The 19,016-nt window shown below is 61.9% G+C and carries 32 protein-coding genes; 26 read left to right on the forward strand and 6 right to left on the reverse strand.

Translation table 11 applies throughout. The features are described from left to right. Window positions 1-178 precede the first annotated feature (178 nt). Window positions 179-331, reverse strand: coding sequence for a hypothetical protein (locus tag BV071_RS35245; protein ID WP_265594210.1), 153 nt, complete (start codon window positions 329-331; stop codon window positions 179-181). Window positions 332-355: 24 nt separating this feature from the next. On the opposite strand from BV071_RS35245, the gene BV071_RS08120 reads away from it, so the two are divergent. The 22 genes from BV071_RS08120 to BV071_RS08230 all read left to right on the forward strand — a co-directional run bounded on the left by BV071_RS08120 (window position 356) and on the right by BV071_RS08230 (window position 12,963). Then, window positions 356-607 (forward strand): YdeI/OmpD-associated family protein, encoded by a 252-nt coding sequence (locus tag BV071_RS08120; protein WP_035604793.1) that lies wholly within the window; start codon window positions 356-358, stop codon window positions 605-607. 61 nt (window positions 608-668) lie between these two features. Continuing rightward, window positions 669-1,088, forward strand: a complete 420-nt coding sequence (locus BV071_RS08125) for a hypothetical protein (RefSeq protein WP_035604796.1) — start codon at window positions 669-671, stop codon at window positions 1,086-1,088. A 130-nt stretch (window positions 1,089-1,218) separates the two neighbouring features. Next, entirely contained in the window at window positions 1,219-1,695 is a 477-nt protein-coding gene (locus tag BV071_RS08130; protein WP_035604798.1) for a VOC family protein, read from the forward strand. Window positions 1,696-2,184: 489 nt separating this feature from the next. Continuing rightward, window positions 2,185-2,961, forward strand: a complete 777-nt coding sequence (locus BV071_RS08140; RefSeq protein WP_035604803.1) for a C1 family peptidase — start codon at window positions 2,185-2,187, stop codon at window positions 2,959-2,961. Between the two features lie 138 nt (window positions 2,962-3,099). Continuing rightward, window positions 3,100-3,522, forward strand: a complete 423-nt coding sequence (locus BV071_RS08145) for a GFA family protein (RefSeq protein WP_035604808.1) — start codon at window positions 3,100-3,102, stop codon at window positions 3,520-3,522. A 10-nt stretch (window positions 3,523-3,532) separates the two neighbouring features. Further along, window positions 3,533-3,928 carry an SgcJ/EcaC family oxidoreductase gene (locus BV071_RS08150; protein ID WP_035604811.1) on the forward strand — a complete coding sequence of 132 codons (396 nt, stop codon included), beginning with the start codon at window positions 3,533-3,535 and terminating at the stop codon, window positions 3,926-3,928. 50 nt (window positions 3,929-3,978) lie between these two features. Further along, the gene (locus tag BV071_RS08155) at window positions 3,979-4,335 is read left to right on the forward strand and encodes a DUF2200 domain-containing protein (protein ID WP_035604814.1); all 357 of its coding nucleotides are present in this window, start codon (window positions 3,979-3,981) and stop codon (window positions 4,333-4,335) included. A 79-nt stretch (window positions 4,336-4,414) separates the two neighbouring features. Continuing rightward, entirely contained in the window at window positions 4,415-4,891 is a 477-nt protein-coding gene (locus BV071_RS08160) for a hypothetical protein (RefSeq protein WP_265594211.1), read from the forward strand. A gap of 29 nt (window positions 4,892-4,920) precedes the next feature. Next, on the forward strand, window positions 4,921-5,514 hold the full coding sequence (locus BV071_RS08165) for a YdeI/OmpD-associated family protein (protein ID WP_035604820.1): 594 nt from the start codon (window positions 4,921-4,923) through the stop codon (window positions 5,512-5,514). Window positions 5,515-5,586: 72 nt separating this feature from the next. Further along, window positions 5,587-5,919, forward strand: a complete 333-nt coding sequence (locus BV071_RS08170) for a metalloregulator ArsR/SmtB family transcription factor (protein WP_035604823.1) — start codon at window positions 5,587-5,589, stop codon at window positions 5,917-5,919. Then, window positions 5,916-6,359, forward strand: coding sequence for an SRPBCC domain-containing protein (locus tag BV071_RS08175; protein ID WP_035604826.1), 444 nt, complete (start codon window positions 5,916-5,918; stop codon window positions 6,357-6,359). The genes BV071_RS08170 and BV071_RS08175 overlap by 4 nt, the downstream gene beginning before the upstream one ends. A 25-nt stretch (window positions 6,360-6,384) precedes the next feature. Further along, window positions 6,385-6,594, forward strand: a complete 210-nt coding sequence (locus BV071_RS08180; protein WP_035604829.1) for a hypothetical protein — start codon at window positions 6,385-6,387, stop codon at window positions 6,592-6,594. Window positions 6,595-6,627: 33 nt separating this feature from the next. Further along, the gene (locus BV071_RS08185) at window positions 6,628-7,176 is read left to right on the forward strand and encodes a DUF1801 domain-containing protein (RefSeq protein WP_052573043.1); all 549 of its coding nucleotides are present in this window, start codon (window positions 6,628-6,630) and stop codon (window positions 7,174-7,176) included. Window positions 7,177-7,227: 51 nt separating this feature from the next. Next, window positions 7,228-7,686 (forward strand): hypothetical protein, encoded by a 459-nt coding sequence (locus tag BV071_RS08190; RefSeq protein ID WP_035604831.1) that lies wholly within the window; start codon window positions 7,228-7,230, stop codon window positions 7,684-7,686. A gap of 257 nt (window positions 7,687-7,943) precedes the next feature. Beyond that, window positions 7,944-8,288, forward strand: a complete 345-nt coding sequence (locus BV071_RS08195; protein WP_035604834.1) for a hypothetical protein — start codon at window positions 7,944-7,946, stop codon at window positions 8,286-8,288. Window positions 8,289-8,307: 19 nt separating this feature from the next. Then, window positions 8,308-8,907, forward strand: a complete 600-nt coding sequence (locus BV071_RS08200) for a hypothetical protein (protein WP_035604837.1) — start codon at window positions 8,308-8,310, stop codon at window positions 8,905-8,907. A 62-nt stretch (window positions 8,908-8,969) separates the two neighbouring features. Beyond that, on the forward strand, window positions 8,970-9,473 hold the full coding sequence (locus tag BV071_RS08205) for a GNAT family protein (RefSeq protein ID WP_035604840.1): 504 nt from the start codon (window positions 8,970-8,972) through the stop codon (window positions 9,471-9,473). A 59-nt stretch (window positions 9,474-9,532) separates the two neighbouring features. Next, on the forward strand, window positions 9,533-10,282 hold the full coding sequence (locus BV071_RS32670; protein ID WP_052573044.1) for a DUF4253 domain-containing protein: 750 nt from the start codon (window positions 9,533-9,535) through the stop codon (window positions 10,280-10,282). A gap of 63 nt (window positions 10,283-10,345) precedes the next feature. Then, a complete protein-coding gene (locus BV071_RS08215; protein WP_035604842.1) occupies window positions 10,346-11,374 on the forward strand; it encodes a methyltransferase in 1,029 nt (342 codons plus the stop codon). 27 nt (window positions 11,375-11,401) lie between these two features. Then, window positions 11,402-11,737, forward strand: coding sequence for an MmcQ/YjbR family DNA-binding protein (locus BV071_RS08220; protein WP_052573045.1), 336 nt, complete (start codon window positions 11,402-11,404; stop codon window positions 11,735-11,737). After that, window positions 11,734-12,195 carry a GyrI-like domain-containing protein gene (locus tag BV071_RS08225; RefSeq protein ID WP_035604844.1) on the forward strand — a complete coding sequence of 154 codons (462 nt, stop codon included), beginning with the start codon at window positions 11,734-11,736 and terminating at the stop codon, window positions 12,193-12,195. Before BV071_RS08220 ends, BV071_RS08225 begins: the two co-directional genes overlap by 4 nt. Window positions 12,196-12,207: 12 nt before the next feature. Beyond that, window positions 12,208-12,963 carry a sterol desaturase family protein gene (locus BV071_RS08230; protein ID WP_035604848.1) on the forward strand — a complete coding sequence of 252 codons (756 nt, stop codon included), beginning with the start codon at window positions 12,208-12,210 and terminating at the stop codon, window positions 12,961-12,963. A gap of 33 nt (window positions 12,964-12,996) precedes the next feature. Here the strand turns inward: BV071_RS08230 and BV071_RS08235 are convergent, their stop codons facing one another. Next, complete coding sequence (locus BV071_RS08235; protein ID WP_052573046.1) at window positions 12,997-13,635, reverse strand: hypothetical protein; 639 nt, start codon at window positions 13,633-13,635, stop codon at window positions 12,997-12,999. Window positions 13,636-13,829: 194 nt separating this feature from the next. On the opposite strand from BV071_RS08235, the gene BV071_RS08240 reads away from it, so the two are divergent. Further along, window positions 13,830-14,312, forward strand: a complete 483-nt coding sequence (locus tag BV071_RS08240; RefSeq protein ID WP_035604850.1) for a hypothetical protein — start codon at window positions 13,830-13,832, stop codon at window positions 14,310-14,312. Window positions 14,313-14,318: 6 nt separating this feature from the next. Here BV071_RS08240 and BV071_RS08245 read toward each other — a convergent pair whose 3' ends face one another. The 4 genes from BV071_RS08245 to BV071_RS08260 all read right to left on the reverse strand — a co-directional run bounded on the left by BV071_RS08245 (window position 14,319) and on the right by BV071_RS08260 (window position 17,647). Beyond that, window positions 14,319-15,263, reverse strand: coding sequence for a TIGR04222 domain-containing membrane protein (locus tag BV071_RS08245; RefSeq protein WP_265594212.1), 945 nt, complete (start codon window positions 15,261-15,263; stop codon window positions 14,319-14,321). A 30-nt stretch (window positions 15,264-15,293) separates the two neighbouring features. After that, window positions 15,294-15,809: a hypothetical protein gene (locus BV071_RS08250; protein WP_052573047.1), complete on the reverse strand. Its 516-nt coding sequence runs from the start codon at window positions 15,807-15,809 to the stop codon at window positions 15,294-15,296. Between the two features lie 271 nt (window positions 15,810-16,080). Then, complete coding sequence (locus BV071_RS35250) at window positions 16,081-16,368, reverse strand: hypothetical protein (RefSeq protein WP_265594213.1); 288 nt, start codon at window positions 16,366-16,368, stop codon at window positions 16,081-16,083. 214 nt (window positions 16,369-16,582) lie between these two features. Beyond that, a complete protein-coding gene (locus BV071_RS08260; protein ID WP_265594214.1) occupies window positions 16,583-17,647 on the reverse strand; it encodes a glycoside hydrolase family 3 N-terminal domain-containing protein in 1,065 nt (354 codons plus the stop codon). A 100-nt stretch (window positions 17,648-17,747) separates the two neighbouring features. On the opposite strand from BV071_RS08260, the gene BV071_RS08265 reads away from it, so the two are divergent. From BV071_RS08265 to BV071_RS08275, 3 genes are all read left to right on the forward strand, one after another. After that, the gene (locus BV071_RS08265; protein WP_052573049.1) at window positions 17,748-18,488 is read left to right on the forward strand and encodes an AraC family transcriptional regulator; all 741 of its coding nucleotides are present in this window, start codon (window positions 17,748-17,750) and stop codon (window positions 18,486-18,488) included. Next, window positions 18,485-18,730 (forward strand): hypothetical protein, encoded by a 246-nt coding sequence (locus tag BV071_RS08270; RefSeq protein WP_052573050.1) that lies wholly within the window; start codon window positions 18,485-18,487, stop codon window positions 18,728-18,730. Before BV071_RS08265 ends, BV071_RS08270 begins: the two co-directional genes overlap by 4 nt. Next, window positions 18,727-19,016, forward strand: a 290-nt coding sequence (locus BV071_RS08275; protein ID WP_035604857.1) for an adenylyltransferase/cytidyltransferase family protein, incomplete at its 3' end; no start/stop codon positions are given. The genes BV071_RS08270 and BV071_RS08275, both read left to right, overlap by 4 nt.

Genomic DNA, 19,016 nt, shown 5'->3' on the forward strand with positions numbered 1-19,016 from the left:
TCCTGGTGCACATTCACGGCCACACGGCCTCCAAGCGAACGAAGCAATGATCGAATATTCCTCCGAGCCTTCGCCCCACCATCGCAGTCCGAGTGCTTGCTCTTCACCGCCGATCAGCATCGGCGCGCAAGCGATCGGAGCAAGCGCCACTGGAGCACACGCGATCGGAACCTTGGTGCTAGCGTCGGTGGCGGTCGGAGCCTTGGCCGTCGGAGCGCTCGCGATTGGCCGCCTGGTAATCGGCCGTGCCCGGATCCGCCGGCTGGAGATCGACGAACTTGTGGTCCGGCGTCTTCGCATCATTGACCGACTCCAGACACCACCGGCCCATTCCTCTGAGGGCTAGGCACCGAGCATGAGCACGCAAGAACTTGGGGACGGCACCGTCCATCAACTGCCGGCAGATTTCCGGAAAGCCATCGCGGCCAATACCGCGGCCAAAAGCCTGTGGGGCGATATCACGCCGCTGGCACGCAATGAGTGGATCTGCTGGGTGACATCCGCCAAGCAGGAGGCCACACGGGAGAAGCGCATCAGGGTCGGCATCGACAAGATGCAAGGCGGCATGCGCCGGCCCTGCTGCTGGCCAGGCTGTCCGCATCGCTGATGAACGGGTGCGGTTCTTGAATCCGTGCCACTCATTCTGCTGCCCGCCCTGTAAACCAATCATGCCGACCAAAGCCTACTTCGAGCCGACCCAGGAATCGGGCCGCGCTTTTTTTTCCCGCAAGATTTCCGGCAGCGTTGTGATGCTCAACCTGCTGCGCTTCCGCGAGATCGCAGACTATTCCGCTGCACCCGATCTCGCGCTGCCCTCACCCATCAGCGGAGAAGCAGCCTACCGTCTCTACATGGAGCACACCCGTCCATTCCTGGAGAACTCCGGGGGCGAGGTCATCTTTTTCGGGAGAGGCGGAGAGTTCCTCATCGGCCCGAGCGAGGAACGTTGGGATGCCGTGATGCTGGTCCGCCAAACCAGTGTGTCCTCGTTCCTGGAGTTTGCCTCGAACCAGGAGTATCTCGCGGGCATGGGGCACCGTCTCGCGGCATTGGAAGACTCTCGCTTGCTCCCCATGACCGAGGAGTAGTCCCAGGTAGCCTTCCGTGACCCGTGCCAAGGGGAGCCCGCAAGTTCCCCTTGCGCCGCCCCATGTGGCGGTTGAGCTTCGGCGGTTTTTGCGTCCCGACGTTCCCCAAAAACCAGCTACATCAAAACTCATGCAAAAGATCACACCATTCCTCACCTTCGACGGCCAAGCCGAGGAGGCAGCCCGCTTCTACGTTTCGCTCCTGCCCAACTCGCGGATCGATAAGATCACCCACTCGCCGATGGCGACGGAGGGAGGCGAACCCGGCACCGTTCTCATGGTCGAGTTCACGCTAGCAGGAACCCAATATTTTGCGCTCAACACGCCGGGATTTACCTTCACCGAGGCGGTCTCCTTCCTGATTGCTTGCGAGGACCAGGCTGAGACGGACCGGCTCTGGACAGCACTGACGGCCGATGGCGGCACCGAGGTGGCCTGCGGTTGGCTCAAGGACCGCTGGGGCGTCTTCTGGCAAGTGACGCCGACCCGCTTGATGGAACTCATCAGCGATCCCGACCGGGACCGTGCCCGGCGCGCGATGGAAGCCATGTGCGAGATGGTCAAGATCGACATCGCCAAGGTCGAACAAGCCGCAGACGGCGCGTGAGGATGCGAAGCTCGCCTTGTCGCGTCGCAGTGGTCGCCTCCGGCTCCTGTGCTCATTGCATCCAAGCACCGCGCTTGCTATCCTGAATGCGTTGGATATATCATCACTCCCCTTATGGCGGGCAAATTCCTGAAACGGGATGCAATCATCGACACCGTGAAGAGCGAACAGCGCATGAACGCGCGGCGCAAACGCATGAGTCTCACGAGGCATCCAGTGCGGGTTATTCCCTGCGGGTGCGCTGATGACAATTGCGGAGCCTTTCACAGGATCGCCGAGGACCGAACGATCCCAACTTTGGAGGAATGCGCCGCGTTAATCGCCGACGACAACAAATTGAGGAAGTCCCGCCGGAAAATCCCCGAGGCCTAGGCAAGCGTTGCGCGAACCGCCCGCCCCCTTCACATCGCGACAGGCAAGTTGGGAGAATTCTCACGACGCCCTCGATAGGAATGAAACCAGCAGGGCCTCCACCGCGTAGGGGGTGAAATGATCCAGCTACGGAACTCCCGGCTTCTCGTCCTTACCCTCTCCCTCCTGCTGGGATGGAGCGCCGGTGCAGGAGCCTCCGAACTGCCCGCGAAAGCGGACCTGAGGCCGGTGCTCAAGACATGGGATCTCGGCCCTCGTCGGCAAGGCAGCCGGCCGACTTGCTCGGTCTTCACCTTCACCGGCGGGCTGGAGTTCGCGCTGGGCAAGGCGCGCAAGAAGGGCGCACGGCTGAGCGTGGACTATGTGAACTGGGCAGCGAACCAAGAACGCAAGCAGGCCCGCGACGGTGGCTTCTTCTCCGATATGTGGAAGGGCTTCGCCCGCCACGGTGTATGCGCTGAGGACGAAATGCCTTATGGCCGGAAGTTCGATGCGGAGCGGAATCCGGATGAGAAGGCGGCAGCCTCCGCCGGGGAGACGATGGCACTGGGCCTTTCCGAGCACTGGCTGAAGAAGTGGAATCCCAAGACGGGCCTCAGCGCGGACGAGTTCGCCTCGATCAAGCAGACCCTGAACTCCGGCTGGCCGGTGTGCGGCGGCTTCCGCTGGCCGAAGGAGGCAGCGTGGAAGGACGGCGTGCTCCAGACCTGCGGAGCGGAGGATGTCTTCGACGGCCACAGCGTGCTGCTGGTGGGCTACCACGATGATCCGGCGCAGCCGGGCGGCGGGGTCTTCCTGATCCGCGATTCCGGCAGCGGTGAGGACCGCGCGATGCCCTACGGCTACGCGCAGTCCTTTATGAATGATGCGTTGTGGATTGGTCTGGCGGAGTGATTACCCGCCTTGCGCAAGGCGGGGTCTTCCGGGAAGCATGAGAAGCGGGACAAAATTTCCGAAATAGGAAAAGGAATGTCCTGAAGATGGAGGTCTGTTCGTCGGGTTCATTGAACCAATCGACAAACGAATCATTCCATGAATCCGATCCCTACTCCCTTTTCAGGCGGATGCGCGTGCGGTGCGATCCGCTACGAATCCAGCGCAGCACCCGTGATGATGCTCCACTGCCACTGCCGGGATTGCCAGCGCTCCAGCGGCGGGCCCTTTTCGTCCTTCCTGATCGTGCCGACGGAGGCCTTCGTGCTGGTGCAGGGCACGCCGCGCTTCCATGCCTCGCCCAGCGAAAGGAGCGGCATGACCCGTCGTGGCTTTTGCTCCGATTGCGGCTCACCGATCGTGATCAAGCCCGACGCCGCCCCGCAATTTGCGGCGATCCGCACCGCGAGCCTGGATGACCCGAGCTGGTTCAACCCGCAGGTGGAGGTGTGGACTTCAGACGCGCATCCCTGGGATGCATTGAATCCCGCATTGCCGAAGTTTGAGAAATATCCCAGTTGAAGATTTGCCAATGAATCCTGAGGAACGAAAAATCCGCGAGCTGCACTCGAGCTGGATCGATGCAGTGAACGCCGGCGACCTTGCCAGCTTGCTCACTTGGATCACGGACGATCTGGTTTTGCTCAATCCGGGCGGGCCACCGCTCGACCGGGACGGCTTTGCCGCCAAGTTCTCGGCCGCCTACAAAGAGCTTCGAATCCGCTGCAGCAGCGAGTTGGAGGAAGTCGTCGTTGTCGGCGAAGTGGCTTACACCCGAAGCCGGGACAGCGTGTCCGTGACTCCACACAGCGGCGGGGAGGAGGCGCAGCACGCCGGATATCGGATCACCATCTACCGCAGGCAGGCCGACGGCCGCTGGCTGATGGCCCGGGATGCCCACACCTTGAGCCCGGTGGAACAGCAGTGAGCTGCACCGTAGCCCAAAGACAGCCAAGCCTAACCCGCTCTGCTGAAAGAATGAAAACCCCCAGGCACAAAGTCGCCGCCATCATCTTCGCGAAGGTCTATCCGATGTATGTCAGAAAAGCGGAAAGCAAGAATCGCACAAAAGCAGAGGTCGATCACATCATCTGCTGGTTGACGGGTTACGACCAAGCGGGATTGGAGCGGCAGATCGAACAAGAAAGCGATCTGGAGACCTTCTTTGCCGGATCACCCCGCTTCCATCCCAATAGCGGGCTGATCAAGGGCGTCATCTGCGGCGATCGAGTGGAAGACATCGAAGATCCTTTCATCCAGAGGGTCCGCTATCTGGACAAGCTCATCGACGAGCTGGCGAAGGGAAGGGCCATGGAGAAGATCCTGCGGCAGTAGCTGGAGCCCGGTTGAATTTGGCTTTCATCGCTTGGGCCACCATCTCAGATATGCACCCCACGGAATTATCCGCCCACAAATGACCGCTGAGGAAACGAATTCGATATTCAGGAGTTTCGCTCTCTTGTTTCTCGGGCGTCTGTCGGACGACAACGAGATCCCCTTCGCGGACTACCTTGACCGGGAAGCGCTTGATGGGTCGATCGATTCGCTCGATGCAGTTGACGACTACCTCTCCATGGTTCTCGTCAATCGGGAGCATCTCAGCAGCTTGGACTACAAAATCCTGGCGCTCCGCTGCGGCGGATACATCGGCGAATGCATCCGGATGGCTTGGCCCGATAGTTACGACTGGTGCGACTACGATGACTACATGCCGTCCCACCCGGACTTGCAGCGCCTCCTTCCCGAGCGCACTCTCGGCACCAATGCATTTCTCGTGCGCAAGCCGGATGGGATGATCATGCCCCTGAACAAGGTCTTGCGCTTCCTTGAGGAGGGACCGGAGCACAGCGTCCACTACTTCGCACGTTGTGAGGCACAGTATCACGGATGAGCCCCTCAAACCAAGCGACCTAACAGCATATGCCGAAGAGCCCAACGAATCCCAAGGTCGATGCCGTCCTGAGCGAGGCCGACAAATGGCAGGATGAATTCGCAAAGCTGCGCGAGATCGCCCTCGGCAGCGGGTTGACGGAGGAATTGAAGTGGGGCCAGCCGTGCTACACGCACGAGGGCAACAACATCGTGCTGATTCACGGCTTCAAGGACTACTGCGCCTACCTTTTCTTCAAAGGAGCCTTGATGAAGGATCCCGAGGCTATCTTGGTCCAACAAACGGCGAACGTGCAGGCGGCGCGCCAGGTGCGCTTCACCAGCGCCAAGCAGATCGCCGGGATGAAGGCCATACTGAAGGCCTACGTCCAGCAAGCGATCGAAGTGGAGAAGGCCGGCCTGGAGGTCACCTACAAGAAAACGACCGAGTTCAGCATGCCGGAAGAGTTCGAACGCAAGCTGGACGCCGCCCCTCGCCTGCGGGCCGCCTTCGAGGCACTCACGCCGGGCCGGCAGCGGGCCTACCTGCTGCACTTCTCCTCCGCAAAACAATCGAAGACGCGGGAAGCGCGGGTCGAGAAGTGCATCCCGCAGATCCTCGAAGGCAAGGGCTTGGACGATTGATCTCAGAGGCTCCGAGCTTGGCGCTGAGAAGCGCGCTTGACAGGTAAGCATTTGCTTACGCATATTCCGCGCATGGTGATTTCACCCAAGCGCGAACCCGACGTCTTTGACGCGATCAGTCATCCGGCACGACGCCAGATGATCGATCTGCTGGCCGACACCGATCGCTCCGTCAACTCGATCACAGAGTCCTTCCAGATGAGCCGCCCGGCTGTCTCGCAGCACCTCAGGGTCTTGCTGGACGCCGGCCTCGTGACCGAGCAGCGGCACGGCAGGGAGCGCCGCTACCGGCTGGTGCCCGAACGGCTCAGCCCGGTGCGGGAGTGGATCGCGCACTATGAGCGATTCTGGGACGATCGCTTGCAACGACTCCAAAAGCACCTCGCAGAAAAGACCGACACATGAACAATACGATCCGAAGAGAAATGGCGATGCCACAAGCGCCAGAGCAGGTCTGGCAAGCCATTGCCAACAGCACATCGCTCGCCGAGTGGATGTTTCCTAACGACTTCCGGCCGCGAATCGGACATCGCTTCACTTTCCTCGTGCCGCCGAATCCCAAGGCGAATTTCGATGGCCTGACCGTGCACTGCGAGGTGCTGGAATGCGCGCCGCCGAGCCGGCTGGTCTTCTCGTGGTCGGCGGGCGGAGCAGTCGTCGATACGCGGGTATCTTTCGACCTGGAGCCCGCGGGCGAGGGCACGCGTCTGGTCTTCGAGCACTCGGGCTTTGACCTCGCCCACCCCTTCGGCGAGCAAGCCTTCAAGGGCGCAGGCTACGGCTGGGCGAAGATGCTGGGGCAGCTCGCCAGCCTGGTCGCCGACGCGGATGCCAAGCAAGCATGAGACCAGGTATCGAGCACTCCATCCTATGAAACCAGGCACTCAACGCGTGATTTTCCGCTGGATCCACATTCTCTTTGGCTTCCCGATCATCGGTTACATCTACGGTCCACAACAGGAGGTGCAGCAGTATGCGCCGATGTTCCGTTACATCTTCATGCCCGTGCTGCTGCTCTCCGGGCTCTGGTTGTGGAAGGGCCATCTGGTCCTGCGGCTCTTTGCGAAGAAAGCTGGCTAGCAGCTCGTATCCAACTCGACCCTCCTACCCAGAATGAAATCCCCGAAGTCGAATTCAGGCAAGGATGGCTCCGCGCCGGAGCCGAAGGCAAAGGCAGCGAAGAAGGCAACCAAGTCGAAACCCGCACCGGAGAAGGATGCGGAAGGCTACCGGGACAAGTTGCCACGGGAACCGAAAACCGGCGTAGTGCTGCTCTCGGGCGGCAATCCGCAGATCGCGAAGGGCGATGGCGATGAGCCGGTGCAGGCCTACATCGCGGCAATGCCCGAGTGGAAGGGCGAGATCGGGCGAAAGCTCGACAAGCTCATCGAGCGCCTCGTTCCCAAGGTGAGCAAGGCGGTGCGGTGGAACTCACCCTTCTACGGCGTGGAGGGCCAGGGCTGGTTTCTCGGCGCACACTGCCTGACGAAGTATGTGAAGGTCACCTTCTTCGCGGGCAAATCGCTGAAGCCCATGCCGCCCGGCGGCACACCGAAGAGCGGCGAGACCCGCTGGATCGATATTCCTGAAGGAGGATTCGACGAGGCGCAGATGAAGGACTGGATCAAGCAGGCGGCTGCTCTGCCCGGCTGGAAGCCATAATTTCACAGTGTTTGCCTTGCAGGGCAAGACATCCCGGGCTTGTTACGAGCCGTGAACCAATCGTGCATTTCCAGAGCCGCCGGACTTCTCGGCCTGCTCTTCGTCCTGCTTCTCGTGGGATGCGGAAGGAACGCGACGGAGTATGACCTCGATGAGAAGTCCTTCGACGCTGACTCGAGCAAATTGATCGAGGATGCCACTGGCTTCGATGTGCCCGCAGGAGCAAGGGGACTGCGCTTCCACTACGTCCCGCCGATCGATCCGATCTACTTCGCGAAGTATGAGATTCCCGCTGCCGATCAGAAAGCAGTGGAGGCGGAAATCGCGAAGCTGATGCCCGAGAAGGATTTTCCCGACGGCATGGCCAACAACCGCTGCACCTGGTGGCCGAAGAGCTTCGCTGGTGCGCTGATATCGAAGAAGTCGGGAAGCGATCGACACAACACGGAGGTCCACTTGATCCGGGAGGAAGGCCGACTGGTCCTGTATTTGAAGTATCGTGTGCTTTGATCCTTGGCACTGGAGGATCTTCCCTATCGGTCGCCAAGCTCCCTATGACAGTCGCCCTCTGTAACAAATGCCAGCGGATGATCTCCCTCTCGGTGATCCCCGGTGGCAATCCGGTCGCGCTCGCTGATCCCGACAAGTGGGCCTCCTCCCATGGATCCTGCCCGATCTGCGGCAGGCTCTATTGCCAGGATTGTCTCAACTCCGAGCCCTTGTGTCCGGACTGCCCGGGGCCACCCAAGCCACCCTCTTTGGAATCTATGGCCCGCCAGCTCTCGAACATGTTCCGGAAACGGGACCAGTACACCGATGGCGAATTTCTCAACGAAGCTTGGTCGATGAGCTCCGGGGAAGCAAGCACCCCGGAACGAATCCGCTTGCTTCAGGAGGCCCTCGATTCCGCGGTGATGGCGTTTCTTCACGGAATAGCGGCTACCAAATATGCCTCCAGACTAGAAAAAGAGAAGTCACCGGAGTTCCAGGCTTGGATAAACGAACAAGAGCCGGAAGAGATCGACGAAGATGCAGCCGCTTGGTTTGCCCAGTGGCCCTCTTGGGAGTTTATCGAATCGCTTGCTAACATAGGCGTAGAGGAGAGGCCATAAGCGTGCGCAAGCCGAAGGGATGTATCCATCGCACTACGAGGACTACAAGCGCGCGCTGGCCATGGGTGACCGGGCTGGCGCGGCTTCGCTTGTTGTGGCATTCATCGCCTCATTCCGCTCGATGGAGGAAAAGGCGGAGTGGGCCCGCTGGTTCCTGGAAAACGAGAACAACGGGCATCGAATCCGGCACGAGCTTTATCGGGATCTCATCTTCCCGGTGCTGCTAGACGGATACACGAAGCGGGACCCATGGAGCATCAAATGGCTGGCCCGAACCGCGCAAAGCCTCTACCGCGACCGCTCGCTCCACGAGCAAAGCGGCTGGAAGACCGAGATGGGGCTACTGATGGAGTTGGTGGAACTCTGTCCGGACGACGGGGAGGCTCGAAGCAAACTATTGTCGGTGGTGCTCGATTGGCTGAAATACAGTGGGCACGAGTGGCCAGCCGGACTTCTCTACGGCAGCAACGCAGCCACGCTCGAGGAATGCGTGGACATCGAGGCACAACTGGAGCTGGCCCGCCGCTTGGACGAAGGGCGCTCGAATGAAGAATTCTTGGAGGGCTTTGCGGTCAAACTCCGCGAGTATCAGGAACGGCTTCGCCGTCGGAGCAGCTGAACAAGCCAGCGTGCTTGATTTGGCCACGCGGGTGCCAATGATCCCGGCGTTAGAGGACCGCCATGAAAGCCCGCGTCATCATCCGTCCACCTACTGCCTCCGACGAGGCAGCCTTCCTCGCCGCGGCCAAGGCCAGCCGTGGCCTGCACCGGCCGTGGATCTACGCTCCGGAGACGCCGGAGAAATTCCGCGGCTATTTGGAGAGGATGACGCCGCCGACCAACTATCCCTTCCTCGTCTGCCGCCGTGACACGGGTGACCTGGTGGGCGTCATCAATCTTGGCAACGTCGTCCGCAGTATGCTCCAAGGCTGCTACATCGGATACTACGCCTTCGCCGGCCACGAGCGACAGGGGTTGATGCGCGAGGGAATGCAGGCCGTGCTGAAGTATGCCTTCAAGACACTCAAGCTGCACCGCCTGGAAGCTAACATCCAACCGGGCAACAGCGCCTCGATCGCGCTGGTTTCGTCCTGCGGCTTCAAAAAGGAGGGCTTCTCCCCCAAGTATCTGAAAGTCGGCGGCCGCTGGCGAGATCATGAGCGCTGGGCGATCCTCGAACCCTGACCAAGGGTGACGGGCGAGGTTGCAATCGCGCTGACATGATGATCTAACATGCTCGCACCATGGGCCTCTTCGAAAAATTGTTCGGGAAGCGGGAGCTGCCACCGACTCAGCTAGTTGGCTGCTGCTTGGAAGAACTGGCCGCCGGGTTTCCCTTTCCTTTGACCGCCCATCATGGCGATACGGTTGAGGCGGAGATACTGGCAATGCGGAAGTCCCCGGCCCCTTCCCGGGGGCTTCCGGTCATCATCGGCGACTATGAGCATGCGATCCGCCACATCGATATGTTGGAAGAGCCTTACAGCATGGATGAGCAGCTGGCAGCGCTCAGCAAGCTCGATTTCCCGCGTTGGGTTGAAGAACAGAGGACCGAGCACGAGGATGAGGATCCATCCGAGCAGCTCAAGGTTTACCCGAAGGGCGTGACTCCTATGACGGCGCTGAGCGTAGGCAGAGACTATCAGGGCAAGGCACGCCCGGAGGTCTTCATCGCCTACGTTCCCACCGATGATCCCACACTCATCCCGCTCCACTTGCGTTTCGGCGATTGGAACGCTTGCCCCTCGCCTTTCATCCATGCCGCCGCCGCGCGTTCCTGGGCCCCACGCTTCGGCGCAAGGATCCTGACCATGACCGGTGACGTGATCGAGTATGAGGTGAGCCGACCACCGCAATCCGAGGCCGAAGCGATGGAACTGGCCTGGCAGCAGTATCTGTATTGTCCGGACATCGTGGATCAAGGTGTGGGATCCGTAGCCACCTTGGCCAAGGCTCTGCAAACATCGAGCCGATGGTACTTTTGGTGGGACTGACTCGAAAATCCTATCCCCGCGATCCGTTCCTGATAAACGCAGCGATTAACTCAGAAACTCCTCATGGATCCCCAAAGCTCCGGCGAACTCCCCCCACCCCACGCTCAACTCATCCAGATGGGCTCCGCCCATTGGATCTCCAAGATCGTCTATGCAGCTGCCAAGCTCGGCTTGGCCGATCACCTCGCCCCGGGACCGAAAAGCGCAGTCGAGTTAGCCGGCCCCACCGGCACCCATGCCCCTTCCCTCCACCGCTTGATGCGGACCCTGGCGAGCCTGGGCATCCTAACGCATCGCGAGGAGAATCGCTTCGCGCTGACGCCCCTGGGTGAAGCTTTGAAAACCGGAGCACCAGGCGCGGCGCGCGCAACCCTGCTGACCTTCGGAGGCCCCACCTTCGTGGCCGGATTCGAGAATATCATGCACTCCCTCGAAACCGGTGGCACTGGCTTCGAGAAGGCCATGGGCATGCCAGCCTTCGAATACCTTTCGCAACATCCCGAAGAAGCATCGCTCTTCAGCGAGACCATGGTCGGCTTCCACGGTGCGGAACCTGCGGCGGTGGCTGCAGCTTACGACTTCTCCGGCTTCGGCACCATCGTGGATGTCGGTGGTGCCACCGGCAACCTGCTGGCTGCGGCCCTAAACTCCGCGCCCCATGCCCGCGGCATCCTCTTCGACATGCCGCACGTGGTGAAGGAAGCGCCGCCCCTGCTGAAGGACCGCGGGATCGGGGATCGCGTGACAATCGAAGGAGGCAGCTTCTTCGAATCCGTGCCCACGGGTGGCGATGCCTACATGCTCTCCCACGTCATCCACGACTGGAGCGAGGAACAGTGCCTCACGATCCTGGGCAACTGCCGCAAGGTCATGAAGCCGGATGGCAAGCTACTGCTGATCGAGATGGTGCTTCCCTCCGATGACAGCCCGCACCCCGGCAAGATCCTCGACATCGTGATGTTGGTGCTGCCCGGCGGCCAGGAACGGACTGCGGAGGAATACGCCGCCCTGCTCGCCAAGGCCGGCTTCCGCCTCAACCGCGTGGTGCCCACTGCCTCCGCAGTCAGCGTGGTGGAAGCGGTCCCTGTGTAAGCGGCAATCTAACAGCATTCATCTCCCATGAAAATCACTCCCCTCCGCAAGCACGCCTTGTCTCTCCCGGAGGCGAGTGAGGACCCGCACTTCGACTACAGCTCCTTCCGCGTGCGGGGAAAGATCTTCGCCACCCTGCCGCCGGATGAAGAGCACCTCCACATCTTCGTCGCGGAGCAGCACCGTGCCGCAGCCTTGGACGCCCATCCGGAATTCATCGAGGAATTGCACTGGGGCAAGAAAGTCGTGGGCCTGCGCATCATCCTGTGTAACGCCAAGCCGGAAATCGTGAAGGGACTTTTGAGCCAAGCTTGGCGGGACAAGGCACCCAAGTCCCTCCAAGCCCAAAGCAAACCCAAATGAGCTACACCATTCAATTGCTCGAAGCTGATGCAATCCCCACCGCCGTGATCCGCGAGCGCGTGCCTGCCAGCGAACTGGCACGCTTCGTCCCCGCCGCTTGCGGGGAAGTCTGGACCTTCATCAAAGCCGCCGGTCTGCCCAAACCCGGAAGGCACATGGCCCTGTATCTCGATCCACAAGGATGGGTTGAAGTCGGGGCTGAAGTCGGCGAGCCCTTCACGGGCAATGGCCGCGTGCATTCCTCGCAACTGCCCGCAGGCCGGATCGCAACCACGACTCACTTCGGCCCCTACGGCGGACTCGGCAAGGCACACGCCGCCATCCGCGAGTGGTGCGCGCAGAATGACCGCCCTCACGCTGGCGTTTGCTGGGAGATCTACGATCACTGGGACGCAAGCTGGAACACGGACTCCTCCAGGATCCGCACCGACGTGTTCTACCTGCTAGAGGACCGGTAGTGCGCCGCTTGAATGATGCTTGAGCTCCTCAAATCCGCCTCACTGCTTGAGGCATCCATCTTCTTCCTCCTGGCGAATCTCGGAATCTTCGCCGCCTCGGTAGCCTTTTGCTGGTTTCTCGGGATCGCATTCCGGCACCGGCGGATCTTTGATCGTTGGGAACCTCTGCGCGGGATTGAGCTCGCCGCCGCCTTCTCTGCGATCGTGCTGAACGCGGCAGTATCCGTCGCAGGCTGGAAGCTATGGACCATGGGCCACATCACTCTCCACGCGAGTGGCATCGGGCGCGCGATCCTCGATTGCGGGGTGATGACCCTCTTCATGGACCTCGGCATGTATTTCTTCCACCGCGTGGTGCATCACCCGCGGCTCTACCGCCTTTTCCATCGCTTCCACCATCGCCACGAATCGACCAACCCGATCAGCCTTTTCGTGCTCCATCCGCTCGAGGTCATCGGCTTCGGCTCGCTGATGATCGTCTTCCTCGCCGCCTATCCCATGTCGGTGCCCGGGCTCATGGCCTACCTCGCGCTGAATGTGCTTTTCGGTACACTCGGACACTCCGGCGTCGAGCCCTTCCCGGAGCGCCTGCGCTCAATCCCCGTGCTGGGGCTCATCGGCACTTCGACTTTCCACGCGGAGCATCATGAGCACCCGCGCTACAACTTCGGCTTCTACACTCTGGTCTGGGACAAGCTCTTCGGCACCCTGGATCCGGAATACGAGGCACGCTTCTCGGGCGCGGCAAGGGGCGCGCAAGATCGCTGAGGAGAGAGCGATCCTGCCCGCCCATTTCCCGTCTTAGAGCCCGCGGCTGATCGAGGAGATTGCCCCCTCACCGTTCGCGGAGCCTTGAGGTGTCACCGCAGGGGCTTGGCTCGGAGCGATCGCCGGCGGAGCCTTCGCCTCCGGCACGCTGTTGTGCACCGGCTTCAGCGAGGCCAAGTAGGCATAAATCGCCTTCAGATCCTCTTCCGAGGCATCGGACAATGGCTGCCACGGCATCGGCGGCAGGATGTCCCGGCCGATCCCGAGCTTCTTGCCGCTGCGCATCGCGGAAATGAAAACATCCTCGGAGAAGAGTCCCGTGGAAACATCCGGCGTCAGGTTCGCCGCATAGCTCACGCCCCATGGTCCGGCCCAAGCTGTCATCCCGGCAGTGGCAGCCCCCCAAGGGCCCTTGCCCAGGTTGGCAGCCGGCAATTCGAGATCGGCCGGGTGCCCGGAGAAGGCGCGGCTTTCATCGTCCACCGGCCCCCGGTCGGTCATGATCTTCGGGGTATGGCAGTCGGCACAACCACCGAGGCGCACGAGGTAGGCGCCGCGGGCGATCTTCTCGTCCCGGCTTGCCTCATGCGGCGCGGGAGAGATCTTCATCCAGACGAATGCCGCCGCTCCGGCGAACAAAGTGCTGGCGATGATGGAGAATGCAAACTTCATGGCGATCCGTGGAAAAGTTCGTTGCCGCCGGGGAGTGCCGAACGACGGGGGTATCAAGCCACGACCCTGCCGATTCGTATATGGTCCCAATGGTGTAGGCCTTTTTGCCAAGATTCCGGTCGCTCGTTCGATATAGACGGGCAACGGCTCTGCTTATTCACATTGTCGCAGGCTCGCTTGCGTTTCCGGGAGCCATGCGCGAATCAATCCGCAATATGGCTACCATCTACCACCAGGTCTGGATCGAAGCAAGCGCGCAAAAGGTGTATGAAACGCTCGCAAGCGCGGAGGCGATCGGCCGGTGGTGGGCACTACACACTTCTACGATCACCGGGGACGGAGTGGAGATCCTCGCCCACGATCCGGGCGAACGTCACGACGAGGTCCGCATGAAAGTGGTCGCGAAAGTTCCGGGCGAACGCGTCGAATGGGAGGTCATCAGCCATCATCCCGAGCAGAGCCCGGCCTCGGCATGGACCGGCACGCGGATTCTCTTCGAACTCAGCGACCATCCGAACCCCGGCGGCTGGCGCGGGATTCCTGAAGGCGACCGCAAGCTCGCCGTGCTGGAATTCCGCCACTCCGGCTGGGCTGAGAACAGCCCTTTCCTCGGCTTCTGCAACTTTGCCTGGGGCGCGGTGCTGACGATGCTGAAGGAAGCATGCGAAGCGTCTTGAGGAGTTTCAATCCCCTCCCCCACCGCAGCCGCCGCAGCCACCACCACCGCAGCCCGAGGAGCAACCTGAAGAACATCCGGACGAGCACCCCGAGCCACCACCACCATCTCCGCCGCCGCTCCCACCTTGCGGACCCAGTTGCTTCGGCAGCTCGGCAGCCAAGTGCTCCAAGCCTGCCGCCCCGGCCAGGGCGGCAGGACCGAAAAGCGCGAGACCGAGCGCTACGCCTGTTAGATCGGCCGAGGGGTTGTCAATCCGCATTCGCTGCCGGTCGCGGTGCCGCTCGCGCAAGACCGCCAGCAGATGAGTGCCAGCCTCAGTGAGATGACCCGTGGTCTTGAGGAAGGAGAAGAAGCAAATCAGCGTGATGACGCTCAAGCCCACGAGAAAGAGCACGGGTCGCTCCCTCCCGAGTCCGACGGCGATCTTGATGCCACCGATGATCAGGAGCAGCAGAAAAGGCCACGCAATCGAGAAGCCAGCTCCGCCTTTCTCCGCTGCTGTGGGCCGCAAGCCCAAGGATGCCAGCTTGGCCTCGACGTGGCGCAGCTCAGTTCCAACCAGGCTGATGATCTCAGCCGCAGGATAGCCACTCTTGCCGCGCTGTTGGGCGGCACGCAGCAGCGATATTTCCACGGGGCCCAGCCCACTGCCACTTGCACCGTCCTTCGCCAGCAGAATCCGGCCGCTGATCTTGCGCACCCATTCCGCCTTGCCGGTAGCTACCAGCTTCGCAACCGCCATCTGCGCCACGCGCGCCGGCCCGCCCGCAAGATAGGCAATCTCGGTCGGATCGCTCAGGTCGGCATTGTTGTTAGGAATCTCAAATCGGGCCATGACCTTGCGCTTGCGCTGCGAGCACCAGAGGAAGGCTCCGATCATCAAGACCACATAGAGGCCCAGGAACGGCGGCCCGGGCCAATCGAAGATATTCAGGGAAAAAGCAATCATGCAGGAGGAGGACATGGGATGAATGACGGTTCAGGTTTCACGCTTGGGACGGCGCAACCATCCAGGCCGGGGAATCAGCCAGTAGCGCGCGGCATCAATCCAGCGCGCATGGGAGACATCGTGCGAACGATCCGCGGCGGCAGGCCATATCTCCACCGGCGGCTCCTCGCCGAAGATCCGCCGATAGCTGTCCAAGGTGCGCGCATACCAATCGTCGAACTTTGCGCTCTCCGTGCTGCCGCCGGTGGTCGGCTCATGGTGGAGATCCTGGCCCAAGACCTCGCGGCACAAGCGCTGCCAGTAGCTGCGCGTGTAAACGAGGTGCAAGTGCCAGGCCTGGTCCACATCCTCGGAAGGACTCACCGGATGTCCGGCTTCCATCGCAAGGACCAGGAAGCGCTTGTATTCGCGGATCACCCGCGCTGCATAGGCATGGGTCCATGCTTGTTCCCGCGCGAGACGACTCGTGAAGGGCAGCTTCGTTGCCGGTTCATCCAGTTCGAAGGCTTCAATGCGTTCCCGCAGCGTGGCGGTGGGCGGTTCCATCAAGTCGCAGCTCTTCTAGCGGAGACCGCGGGTGGAAAACAAGGGCCGCGATTCCATGCAGGCCTGTGGAGTGCTGCGGCACGACGCAGCTTTGGCTGCGGGTTGGTGACGCAGCAGCAAACGGCCACGGATTAGCGGCGACTGAGCCTTCCAACGGGTGCTTCGATGCCGTCGCCGTGAGCGGCCACGAAGTCGTGAGCCCAGGCGCCCTGGCAGCCAAAGCGGTGCCATGCCGCAGCACTCCACATCGTGTCCAAAATCTATTAAGACCTCACTTCGGCTGCAACTCGATCGCACGATCCGTGATCACCACCCTCATCCCGGTCTCCCTGGCCACGCGCTGAAGCGCATCCCACAGTGAGACATCCTTCATCCGCAGCTCCTTGATCTGCCGTCCACGCGGATTCTCCGACTCCGATGACTTGCCGATCACCATCGGCCCCATCCCGGGCATGCTCTGATCCGGATCAAGTTCACGGCTTCTCAGTCGCAAGAAATCGATCGCCTCTTCCAGACTCGTATCCTCGAAGGCGATGAGCGGGATGATGATTTCCCTCATCTTCGCCTCAATGATACGGTGGCCATCAGACTGGCCCGAGCTTGTCACTTTGGCCGATGAGCCCGGCACCAGATGCGAGCTGAGATCCGGCCCTTCGATGTCGCAGCTACAAACCCCTAAGGCGATGCAGCAAGCTGGAACCACAAACAGCAAACGGCTCATACCTCCGATGCTAACAAAGCTCCCGGAACCACTGCAATGCCATCTTCCCCCATCAATACTTCGCCACCGGCGAACTCCCCTCATCAGTCGCAACCTCCGGCACCTTCGCCGCCAGTTCCTCGATCTCTTTGCCCAGCGTTTCCCACTGGCTCTCCGACCACTTCAGCGGGCCGTGCAGCTTTTTGCGGAAGCGCTCGATCCGTTTCTCCGCATCTTGGGTGATCCGCACCGGCAGCTTGCCGAGAAGCTTCGCTGCATCCTCCGCCCGCTCGGTCTTGTGGCAGATCATCGCCAGGTCATTGCCGGCCTCGATCGCCCCCACCACGTCACTGTTGTCCTTATAGCGGTCGGCAATCGCCCCCATGTCCAAGTCGTCTGTTAGAACGAGGTGCTTGTCGAAGCCGAGCTGGTCACGCAGGAAGCCAGTTACCATCCGCTTCGACAGCGAGGCGGGGCGATCCGGATCGATCGCCGGGAAGAGCACGTGCGCCAGCATCACGGCATCAAGCTCCGGCATCAGCGCGGTGTAAGGGATAATGTCCTCCTTCAGCAGATCGGCGATCGTTGCATCGCTCACCGGCAGGTCGAAGTGCGGGTCGGACAGCGCCCGCCCGCAGGCCGGGAAGTGCTTCGCGCAGGACAGGATCGCGCGCTTGCGCAGCCAGCGATTCCAGCTTCCGGCGTGATCGATCACGCGCTGGGGATCGCGCCCCCAGCAACGCCCGCGCAGGGCGTTCTGAGTGCCGGGATGATGGTCGAGATCGAGCACCGGTGCGAAATCCAGATTGAAGCCCAGCAGTCGCAGTAGATCTGCGGTCAGCACCCCGGCCCGTGCGCTCAAGTTCACCTCCCCCTTCGCCGCAAAGGCATTCGCGGACGGGATCACCGGCGCGATCCCCTTGGTCCGCGTCACCCGGCCGCCCTCCTGGTCGATCGCCAGGATCGGGTCCTGCACCAGCTCGCGCAGGTTGTCGGTCAGCTTGCGGGTCTGGACCGCACTGGTGATGTTCCGGCCGAAGAGGATGAAGCCCGCCGGCTGGAGCTTGCGGAAGAGCGCCGCCTCATCCGGGGCAAGTTCCGGACCGCGGACGCCGAGCAGGAGCAAATGACCATTCACCGCCGCAGGATGAACGCGCCAGCCCGCAGGGCAAACGGAGAATGCTCCCGGACGGCACTGGAGGGTTGATGCCCCCCACCTCCCCGTTGTTCCCTCGCGCGTGGCCATCGACACCGCGTTCATTTCCAAGGTGGATTCCCCGCGCTTCTGCGAGCGGCTCTTCGCCGTGCTCCCGGACGTGATGTTCTGCCTGAAGGATACCGACCGCCGCTACCGGGCCATGAATCAGGCCTTCGTCGAGCGCATCGGCCTGAAGGACACCCGCCGCCTGATCGGCCGCCTGGCCGAGGAATTCTTCCCGAAGGCGCTGGCCGAGACCTACAAGGAGCAGGACGACCACGTGCTCGGTACCGGCTCCGAGATCATCGATCAGCTCGAACTCTCTCTGAACCGCGATGGATCCCAAGGCTGGTATCTAGCCACCAAGGTCCCGCTCCACGACCGCAGTGGCAAGATCATCGGGCTCGCCTCGGTGTCCCGCGACCTCCGCGCGCCCAGCGCCGGCGATGCGGAGCTGGCCGGCGTGGCCAAGGTGGCGGAATACGTCCGCGATCATCTGGACTCGCCGCTGCGCGCTGCCGACCTCGCCACCATCGCCAAGCTCTCCCCCACCCAGCTTGAGCGCCGGATGCACCGCGTCTTCCAGCTCAGCACCACCCAGTTTGTCCGCAAGAGCCGGATCGAGCACGCCGCCCGCCTGCTGCGCGACACCCCGATGGCCATCGCCGAGGTCGCACTGGAATGTGGCTACGGCGACCAGACCGCGCTAACCCGCCAATTTCGCAGCATGGTCGGCATGCCGCCCGCCGCCTATCGCGACCACGTCCGCAAGCGCTCATGAGCACCATGACCCGCAGGGAGCTCTTGCAGGAACTGCAAACCCGCCGCATCCCCGAGGAAGCCTATTGCCTGGACGGCGGCCTGCCCTGCGAGGCCTACGTGCTCGGCTTTGGCGAGGGGCAGTGGCAGGTCTATTACAGCGAGCGCGGACAGAAAACCGGCTGCCGCGACTTTGCCACAGAGTCGGAAGCTTGCGTCTGCTTTCTTGAACGAATCAGCCGCGAAGTGAAGCCGCGACCATGAGCACAAGCCCCGGCGGCCAGCCCCAGAGCATCGCCCTCTTCGGCGGCACCTTTGACCCGATCCACGAGGGCCACCTCCAGATCGCGGCCGATGCCCGGGCCCTGCTCACTCTCGATCAAGTCCGCTTCCTGCCCTGCCACACCTCCCCGCACAAGGAGGGCATCCGCAGCGCGCCGGCTGCCGACCGCTTGGCGATGGTCCAGTTGGCCATCCGCGAGCAGCCATGGGCCGTCGCCGATGACCACGACCTCGTCTGCCCACAGCCAGCCTATTCCTGGCGCACCGC

The sequence above is a fragment of the Haloferula sp. BvORR071 genome (genome assembly GCF_000739615.1).
GTDB lineage: Bacteria > Verrucomicrobiota > Verrucomicrobiia > Verrucomicrobiales > Akkermansiaceae > Haloferula.